The organism is Streptomyces sp. GC420 (assembly GCF_009916105.1).
Classification (GTDB): Bacteria; Actinomycetota; Actinomycetes; order Streptomycetales; family Streptomycetaceae; genus Streptomyces.
Window position 1 is genome coordinate 1 of the sequence record NZ_JAAAXQ010000345.1, and the last position, 8,523, is coordinate 8,523.

Sequence of the window (8,523 nt, forward strand, 5' to 3'; positions counted from 1 at the left end):
GGACTCGTCGAGCAGAGAGGGACGGACGCTGGTGCCCAGACCGGGAATCAGCCGGCGACCGGGCTTCCCGCCGAAGGTCACCGAGCCGGCCGCGTCCACCGCCACGATCCGCACCCGCCGGCGCCACCGCGCCGCCCATGGAGTGGCCCACCACATCGGCCCGTTCCACTCCGAGCGCGCCGAGGAAGGCCCGTACGTCGTCGCGCATCAGCTCGAAGGAGTACGTACCGGGCCAGGAGCTGCGGCCGTGCCCGCGCAGATCGACGGCGTACACCCGGCGGGACTCGGCGAGCTCCTCCGCGACGCCGTCCCAGTTTCCGCTCTCCCCGCCCCTGCCGTGCAGCAGCACGAGCGCCGGGGCGCCGGGGTCGCCCAACACGCGGTAGGCCAGGTCGAGTCCGTTGGCCCTCACAGTCGTGTACCCATCCATGGAGGCCACGCTAATCGCCCGCCCGGTTCCGGGGCAGCCGCCCGCGACAGGAGAAACGTCTCAGCGCGCACGGCCCGCCGCATCGCCCCGCACCGGCACGGGCGTGGGGGGGGCGGCGCCCTCCCGCCGCCGGGCGGATCAATCACCCTGCACGCTTCTTGACGGGCGTGCGCGGTGGATGAATAACTGATCCACCGAACGATCGGTCGGCTGAAGCTGAGGCGGTGGAACTGCATGACGACGACGGCTGTGCTCGACGACGGTGAGCGGCTGACCCGGGAGGAACTGGCGGCGGCGCAGCTGGAACGGCTGCGCGCGAGCCTGCGGCACGCGTACGAGAACGTGGACTTCTACCGGCGCTCCTTCGACGGGGCCGGGGTGCGCCCCGAGGACTGCCGCACACTCGCCGACCTGGCCCGGTTCCCGTTCACCACCAAGGCCGACCTGCGCGACAACTACCCCTTCGGGATGTTCGCCGTCCCGCAGAACGACGTACGGCGCGTCCACGCCTCCAGCGGAACGACGGGCCGGCCCACGGTCGTCGGCTACACGCAGCGCGACCTCGACATGTGGTCGGACATGGTGGCCCGTTCACTGCGCGCCGCCGGCGCCAGGCCCGGCCACAAGGTGCATGTGGCATACGGCTACGGCCTGTTCACGGGCGGGCTCGGCGCGCACTACGGTGCCGAACGGCTCGGCTGCACCGTGATCCCGGCCTCCGGCGGCATGACGGCCCGCCAGGTGCGGCTGATCCAGGACTTCCGCCCCGAGATCATCATGGTGACGCCGTCCTACATGCTGACGCTGCTCGACGAGTTCGAGCGCCAGGGCGTCGATCCCCGTTCGACCTCCCTCCGGGTGGGAGTCTTCGGGGCCGAGCCGTGGACGGAGGAGATGCGCCGGGAGATCGAGGACCGGTTCGCGATCGACGCTGTCGACATATACGGCCTCTCCGAGGTGATCGGTCCCGGTGTGGCGCAGGAGTGCGTCGAGACCAAGGACGGACTGCACATCTGGGAGGACCACTTCTACCCGGAGGTGGTCGACCCGTTCACCGGCGAGCCGCTGCCGGACGGGGAACGGGGTGAGCTGGTGTTCACCTCACTGACCAAGGAGGCCATGCCGGTGGTGCGCTACCGCACCAGGGACCTGACCCGGCTGCTGCCCGGCACGGCCCGGGTGTTCCGCCGGATGGAGAAGGTGACGGGCCGCAGCGACGACATGGTGATCCTGCGCGGGGTGAACCTCTTCCCGACCCAGATCGAGGAGATCGTGCTGCGCACACCGGGCGTCGCCCCGCACTTCCAGCTGCGGCTGACCCGCGAGGGCCGGCTGGACGCCCTGACCGTACGGGCCGAGGCACGCGCGGACGCCTCCGCCGGGGACAGGGCGGAGGCGGCGCGCGAGATCGCCAGGGCGGTCAAGGACGGCATCGGCGTCTCGGTGTCGGTCGAGGTGGTGGACCCGGAGACGCTGGAGCGCTCGGTCGGCAAGATCAGGAGGATCGTGGACCTCAGGAACCCCAAGGGCGGTCAGGACGCTGTCTGACCGCCCCCGCCGGCCGGACCGTCCGTGTCGCCCGCGCCGGCCGGACCGCCGGCACCGCCCGGACCGTCCGGCGGGGTGAAGACGTCCCGCAGCTCGCGCTTGAGGATCTTTCCGCTGGCGTTGCGCGGCAGCTCGTCCACGAACAGGATCCGCTTCGGCGCCTTGAAGTGGGCGAGCTTCTCCCGCGCGTACTCCAGCAGTTCCGCCTCCCCCACCTCGCCGCGCGGCACGACGACGGCGGTGACGGCCTCGATCCAGCGGTCGTCGGGCAGGCCGATCACCGCCGCCTCCGCCACCTCCGGGTGGGTGTAGAGGACGTCCTCGACCTGCCGGGAGGCGACCAGCACCCCGCCCGAGTTGATGACGTCCTTCACCCGGTCGACCACCGTGAAGTAGCCCCCGGCGTCACGCACCGCAAGGTCACCGGAGTGGAACCAGCCGTCCCTGAATGCCTCCGCGGTCTCCTCCGGCTTGTCCCAGTAGCCCTCGCACAGCTGCGGCGAGCGGTAGACCACCTCGCCGGGGGTGCCGTCGGGCACGTCCTCGCCCGACCCGTCGACGACGCGCGCCTCGACGAAGAGCACGGGGCGCCCGCAGGAGTCCATCCGGCCCTCGTGCTCCTCGGGCCGCAGGACGGTGGCCAGCGGCCCGATCTCGCTCTGTCCGAAGCAGTTGTAGAAGGCCAGCTCCGGCAGCCGGGCGAGCAGCCGCTCCAGCACCGGCACCGGCATGATCGAGGCCCCGTAGTACGCCTTGCGCAGGCCGCCGAGATCGCGGGTGGCGAACTCGGGGTGGTTGGACAGCCCGATCCACACCGTGGGCGGCGCGAACAGCGAGTCGGCGCGGCCCGCCTCCACCAGGTCGAAGATCTTCACGGCGTCGGGTGCCTCGAGGATGGTGCTCTCCGCGCCCACCGCGAGGTAGGGCAGCAGGAACGCGTGCATCTGGGCGGAGTGGTAGAGCGGCAGGGAGTGGACCGGCCGGTCGGTCTCCCTCAGGTCCAGGGCGGTGATGGCGCTGACGTACTCGTGGACGAAGGCGCGGTGGGTCATCATCGCCCCCTTGGGGAGGGCGGTGGTGCCCGAGGTGTACAGCAGCTGCACCAGGTCCTCGGCGTCCGGGACGTGCTCGGCGCCTTCGGCGCCGCCGTCCTCGCCGTCGTACGGGGCGGAGTCCAGGCGGTCGAGCAGCGAGCCCTCGGCGTCGCGCAGCGCCATGACGCGTGTGCCCCCGGGGAGGCGTCCGGCCAGGTCGGGGTCGGCGAGGACGAGCGCGCTGCCCGACTGCCCGAGGATGTAGGACAGGTCGTCCCCGGTGAGGTTCTGGTTGACGGGCACGTGCACCAGCCCGGCGCGGGAACAGCCGAGGAATCCGATGACGTACGCGTCCGAGTTGTGCCCGTAGGCCGCGACCCGGTCCCCGGGGCGCAGTCCCGCCTCCCTCAGGACCCGCGCCGCGGCCGACACGGCCCGGTCGAGTTCGGCGTAGGTCCAGCTCCGGTCGGCGTAGTGGAGCGCGGTGCGGCCCGGGACGCGGCGGGCGCTGCGCCGCAGCATCCCGTCGACGGTACTGAGGTGTGCTGCTGACTTCGCTGTCATGGGCGTGATCATCGGGGGCCCGGCCACCGGGGTCAAGCCTCGGCGGGCCCGGCGGTCACAGCGGCCGTTCGTGTCCCTCCCAGTACGGCTCACGCAGCCGGCGCTTGTAGAGCTTGCCGTTGGGGTCGCGGGGCAGCGCCCCGACGAAGTCCACGCTCCTGGGCCGCTTGTAGCCGGCCAGCCGCCGCCCGCAGTGCGCGAGGATGTCCGCCGCCAGGGCCTCGTCCGGCAGGTGCCCCTCGGCGGGCTCCACCACCGCCTTGACCTCCTCTCCCCAGTCCGGGTGCGGGATGCCGAATGCGGCCGCGTCGGCGACGGCCGGGTGGGTGAGCAGGGCCGCCTCGATCTCGGCGGGATAGATGTTGACGCCGCCCGAGATGATCATGTCGATCTTGCGGTCGCGGAGGAAGAGGTACCCGTCCTCGTCGAGCAGTCCGAGGTCGCCGACCGTGAACCAGTCTCCGATGCGGTTCCTGCGGGTCTTGTCCTCGTCCTTGTGGTACGAGAAGCCGCCGGTGCGCATCTTCATGTACACGGTGCCGAGTTCACCGGCGGGCAGCCGGTTGCCCTCGTCGTCGAAGACGGCGAGTTCGCTGATCGGCCAGGCCTTGCCGACGGTGCCCGGCCGCTTCAGCCAGTCCTCGGCGGTGGCGAAGGCCCCGCCTCCCTCACTGGCCGCGTAGTACTCCTCGACGCAGTGGCCCCACCAGCCGATCATGGCCCGTTTCACATGGTCGGGGCAGGGTGCGGCGCCGTGGATCGCGTGCCGCATCGAGGAGACGTCGTAGCGCGTGCGCACCTCCTCGGGCAGGGCGAGGAGGCGGTGGAACTGGGTGGGGACCATGTGGGTGTGGGTGCAGCGGTGCCGTTCGACGAGCCGCAGCATCTCCTCGGCCGACCACCTGTCCATGAGCACCAGCGGATGGCCGAGGTGCAGGGACGCGGCCGCGAACTGCAGGACGGCGGTGTGGTAGAGCGGTGAGCAGACGAGGTGCACGTTGGCGTCGTAGGGCCTGATGCCGAAGATGCCGAGGAAGCCCCCGAGGTGCGACTCCTCGGGCGTCCTGCCGGTCAGCGGCCGGCGGATGCCGCGCGGGCGCCCGGTGGTGCCCGACGTGTAGTTCATGACCCAGCCGAGGGTGCGGTCCGCCGGCGGGGTCTGCGGCCCGCCCTGGAGCAGGTCGGCGTACGGGCGGAAGCCGGGGATCTCCCCGACGGCGTGCCGGTGGCTCGCGGGGAGCCCGGCCTCGTCCGCGGCGGCGGTGGCCGCCTGCGCGTACCGCTCGTGCGCGATGAGGACCTTCGCCCCGGAGTCGGAGACGATCCAGGCGATCTCGGGGCCCACCAGGTGGTGGTTGACCGGCACCATGTAGAGACCGGCCTGGGCCGCGGCGAGGTACGCGGTGAAGAACTCGACACCGTTGGGCAGGACGACGGCGAAGGCGTCACCGGTGCCGAGTCCCGCCGCGCGCAGTCCGTGCACGAGCCGGTTGGCCGCCGCGTGCAGCCGTCCGGCGGTCCACTCCTCGCCGTCGGGCGCGACGAGGACGGTGCGGGTGGGGTCGGCGGCTGCCTGGGCCCAGAAGCCGTTGTGCGCGGGGTCGACCGGGATCAAGGCGGTCACCCCCGCCCGGCGACGCGGTTGACGCGGTCGATGGCGCGTTCGAAGCCCCGGGTGAGGTCGTCGAAGACCTCCTGGACGGGACGTTCGGAGTTCATCCGCCCGACGATCTGACCCACGGGGGTGCCGAGCAGCGGTTCGACCTCGTACCTCTGGATGCGGGAGACGGCGTCGGCGACCAGCAGACCCTGCAGGGGCATCGGCAGGGTTCCCGGCCCGTCCGGATCGTCCCAGGCGTCCGTCCACCCGGTGCGCAGCTGGCGTGCCGGTTTCCCGGTCAGGGCGCGCGAGCGCACGGTGTCGCCGGACCCCGCGGCCAGCAGCTTCGCGGTGAGCGCGCGGGAGTGCAGCTCGGCCTCCGTGGTGGTGAGCCACAGGGAGCCGAGCCAGACCCCCTGGGCGCCGAGGGCGAAGGCGGCCGCGGCCTGTTCCCCGCTGCCGATCCCTCCGGCGCACAGGACGGGCAGCGGGTCCACGGCCCGCACCACCTCGGGGGTGAGCACCATGGAGGCGATCTCCCCGGTGTGGCCGCCCGCCTCGTAGCCCTGGGCGACGACGATGTCGATGCCCGCGTCGGCGTGGTGCCGGGCGTGCCGTGCGCTGCCGGCGAGCGCGGCGACCCGGATGCCGCGCCCGTGGGCGCGTTCCACCACGTCGGGGGGCGGAGAGCCGAGGGCGTTGGCGAGCAGCCTGATCGGGTAGTCGAACGCCACGTCGAGCTGGCTGCGGGCGACCTGCTCCATCCAGCCGGTGATGCGCCAGCCGGAGGCCTCGCCCTCGGGCAGCCCGGGCACGTCGTATTTGGCGAGGGTGTCCTTGACGAACTTCCGGTGCCCTTCGGGGATCATGGCCTCGACCTCGGCCTCGGTGACCCCTTCCACCTTCTTCGCGGGCATGACGACGTCGAGGCCGTAGGGCCTGCCGCCGGTGTGCTCCTGCATCCAGTCGAGGTCGCGCGCGAGCTCGCCGGGCGCGGTGTAGCGGACCGCGCCGAGCACTCCCAGCCCGCCGGCCCTGCTGATGGCCGCGGCCACGGCGGGGAACGGCGTGAAGCCGAAGATGGCGTGCTCCATGCCCAGTTGCTTGCTCAGCTCCGTCTCCATGGGCGCAGGATGCCGCAGCGTGAGTACTGAGGGAAGACATTTTCTGATGCTGCGTCAGATTCTTTGCCCGCCCGGGTGCGCGGCACGGGCGGGCGCACCGCGGACCGGCGGGCGCGTCCGCCACGGGCGTTCTTGACGACCGCGCGCGCCGGTAAGAAAGTTCCACGTGTTGCGCGAAGGTGCGAAGGATTCTTTCAGGGAGGGTGGGGGATGACTGCGGACTCGCCCGGCGAGGAACGGGACGGGACGGCCGGCACGGGGCCCGGAACGGGCGCCGGGATCGGCCGCCGCCGGCTCGGCAGCGGGCTCCTGGCCCTGGGAGGTGCGTTGATGATCGGCCCGATTCCCGCGAGCGCGGCAGCCACGGGCGCCGACGGCGGTCACCGCCCCGCCTCCGCCCGCACGGCGACGCTGCGCCGCGGCACCCCGCGGCAGGCGGGGCTGCTCGCCGGGCATCTCGACCGGCTGGTCGCCGACGCCCGCGAGTTCCTCGGCGACTCCCCCCGCCGGCCCTGGTACGCGGGAGCCGTGCTGCTCGCCGGCCGCGGCGCGACGGTGGCACTGCACGAGCCGATCGGCATGGCCGTGCGCTACCGGGCGTACGACGAGCAGACCGACACCGGCATCGAGTTCCCGTCCGGCGAGCAGATCCCGATGGCCCGGGACACCGTCTTCGACCTGGCGTCCGTCTCCAAGCTGTTCACCTCGATCCTGACGGTCCAGCAGATCGAGCGCGGCGGGGTGCGTCTGGAGGCCGCCGTCGCCTCGTACCTCCCGGAGTTCGGGGCCGCGGGCAAGCAGGACATCACCGTGCGGCAGTTGCTGACCCACACCTCGGGTCTGCGCGCCTGGCTCCCCCTCTACCGGGAGCCGAACCGGGAGGGGAAGCTGCGGCTCCTCTGGGACGAGAAGCCCGTCAGTCCTCCCGGCAGCGCCTATCTCTACTCCGACCTCAATCTGATCACGCTTCAGCTGCTGCTGGAACGGGTCGCCGGCCGGACGCTCGACACCCTGCTCCACGACGAGATCACCGCGCCCCTGGGAATGCGCGACACACGCTTCAACCCGCCCGCTGCCTGGAGGCCGAGGATCGCCGCCACCGAGGACGCGCGGCCGCCCTGGTCGGGGCTGGACCGCGGGCTGGTGTGGGGCGAGGTCCACGACGAGAACGCGTACGGATTCGGCGGCGTCGCCGGGCACGCCGGGGTCTTCTCCACGGCCTGGGACCTGGCGGTGCTCTGCCGCACCCTGCTGAGCGGTGGCGCCTACGGCCGGGCCCGGATCCTGCGCCCGGAGTCCGTGGAGCTGATGTTCACCGACTTCAACTCCGCCTTCCCCGGCGACGAGCACGGCCTCGGCTTCGAGCTCTACCAGCACTGGTACATGGGTGCCATGGCCACTCCGCGCACCGCGGGCCACACGGGATTCACAGGCACCTCTCTCGTCCTCGACCCGACCACCGACTCCTTCCTGATCGTGCTCGGCAACTCCGTGCATCCCGTGCGCATCTGGCGCTCCGGCAGCGCCCCGCGGGTGGCCGCCGCCGACCACCTGGCCCGCGCCGTGCCGGTGCGCCCGGCGCGCGGCCGCACCGCCTGGTTCTCCGGCATGGCGGGCGGCACCACGGCCACCCTCGCCCTGCCCGCGCTGACCGTCACGGGGCGGCGGGCACGCCTGTGCTGCTCCCTGTGGTGGGACACCGAACCCGGCGCCGACCGGCTCGTGCTGGAGGCCTCGGCGGAGGAGGACGGCGGCTCCTGGCAGCCGGTGCCCTTCACGACCACGGGCGAGGACGGGGAGCCGCGGCAGCACCCGGACGGCGCCCTGAGCGGCTGGTCCGGGCGCGCGTGGCACCGCCTGGAGGCCGGCCTGACCGCGTGGACGGGCAAGCCGCTGCGGCTGCGCTGGCGCTACGTCACCGACCGGCTCTACGTGGGCCGCGGCGTGTACGCCGACGGGATCCGCGTGCTCGACGGGCGGCACGCCGTCTTCGACGGCTCCCGCCCGCGTGACGCCGCCCGCATCGAGGCCAACGGCTGGGCCGAGTCCGCCGACTGAGCGCGACGCGCGGACGGGCGGCGGTCCGCGGAGGGGCGGGCCGCGGAGGGGCGGAGGGGCCGGCCTTCGACACCCCCGTCGGCGGCGGCGCCGAGGCCCGGCTGCGCCACCTCGCAGCGGAGGCGGAGGCCGGCGCCGCCGACGCTCGCCGGCCTGCTGGTCGTC

5 protein-coding genes and 2 pseudogenes are annotated in these 8,523 nt (G+C 72.9%); 2 read left to right on the forward strand and 5 right to left on the reverse strand.

Annotated features, from left to right (window positions below; genetic code table 11):
• Positions 1-129, reverse strand: a pseudogene (locus tag GUY61_RS40690) (2,3-diaminopropionate biosynthesis protein SbnA); the annotation flags it as partial.
• A gap of 34 nt (positions 130-163) precedes the next feature.
• A pseudogene (locus GUY61_RS40695) lies at positions 164-430 on the reverse strand (alpha/beta fold hydrolase); the annotation flags it as partial.
• Positions 431-664: 234 nt separating this feature from the next.
• On the opposite strand from GUY61_RS40695, the gene paaK reads away from it, so the two are divergent.
• A complete protein-coding gene (gene paaK / locus GUY61_RS30470; protein WP_166633476.1) occupies positions 665-1,978 on the forward strand; it encodes a phenylacetate--CoA ligase PaaK in 1,314 nt (437 codons plus the stop codon).
• Here the strand turns inward: paaK and GUY61_RS30475 are convergent.
• From GUY61_RS30475 to GUY61_RS30485, 3 genes are read right to left on the reverse strand one after another with little or no spacing between them, the layout of a single operon-like run.
• Positions 1,963-3,576, reverse strand: a complete 1,614-nt coding sequence (locus tag GUY61_RS30475) for an acyl-CoA synthetase (protein ID WP_166633477.1) — start codon at positions 3,574-3,576, stop codon at positions 1,963-1,965. The two genes, paaK and GUY61_RS30475, sit on opposite strands and share 16 nt — an antisense overlap.
• A gap of 55 nt (positions 3,577-3,631) precedes the next feature.
• On the reverse strand, positions 3,632-5,200 hold the full coding sequence (locus tag GUY61_RS30480; protein ID WP_313896945.1) for an acyl-CoA synthetase: 1,569 nt from the start codon (positions 5,198-5,200) through the stop codon (positions 3,632-3,634).
• Positions 5,197-6,300 carry a nitronate monooxygenase family protein gene (locus GUY61_RS30485; protein ID WP_166633478.1) on the reverse strand — a complete coding sequence of 368 codons (1,104 nt, stop codon included), beginning with the start codon at positions 6,298-6,300 and terminating at the stop codon, positions 5,197-5,199. Before GUY61_RS30485 ends, GUY61_RS30480 begins: the two co-directional genes overlap by 4 nt.
• Before the next feature lie 210 nt (positions 6,301-6,510).
• On the opposite strand from GUY61_RS30485, the gene GUY61_RS30490 reads away from it, so the two are divergent.
• On the forward strand, positions 6,511-8,358 hold the full coding sequence (locus tag GUY61_RS30490) for a serine hydrolase domain-containing protein (protein ID WP_166633479.1): 1,848 nt from the start codon (positions 6,511-6,513) through the stop codon (positions 8,356-8,358).
• Positions 8,359-8,523: the final 165 nt, after the last annotated feature.

Coding starts and splice junctions, on each gene's coding strand:
- paaK (WP_166633476.1), top strand. CDS start 665: ATGACGACGACGGCTGTGCTCGACGACGGTGAGCGGCTGACCCGGGAG.
- GUY61_RS30475 (WP_166633477.1), bottom strand. CDS start 3,576: ATGACAGCGAAGTCAGCAGCACACCTCAGTACCGTCGACGGGATGCTG.
- GUY61_RS30485 (WP_166633478.1), bottom strand. CDS start 6,300: ATGGAGACGGAGCTGAGCAAGCAACTGGGCATGGAGCACGCCATCTTC.
- GUY61_RS30490 (WP_166633479.1), top strand. CDS start 6,511: ATGACTGCGGACTCGCCCGGCGAGGAACGGGACGGGACGGCCGGCACG.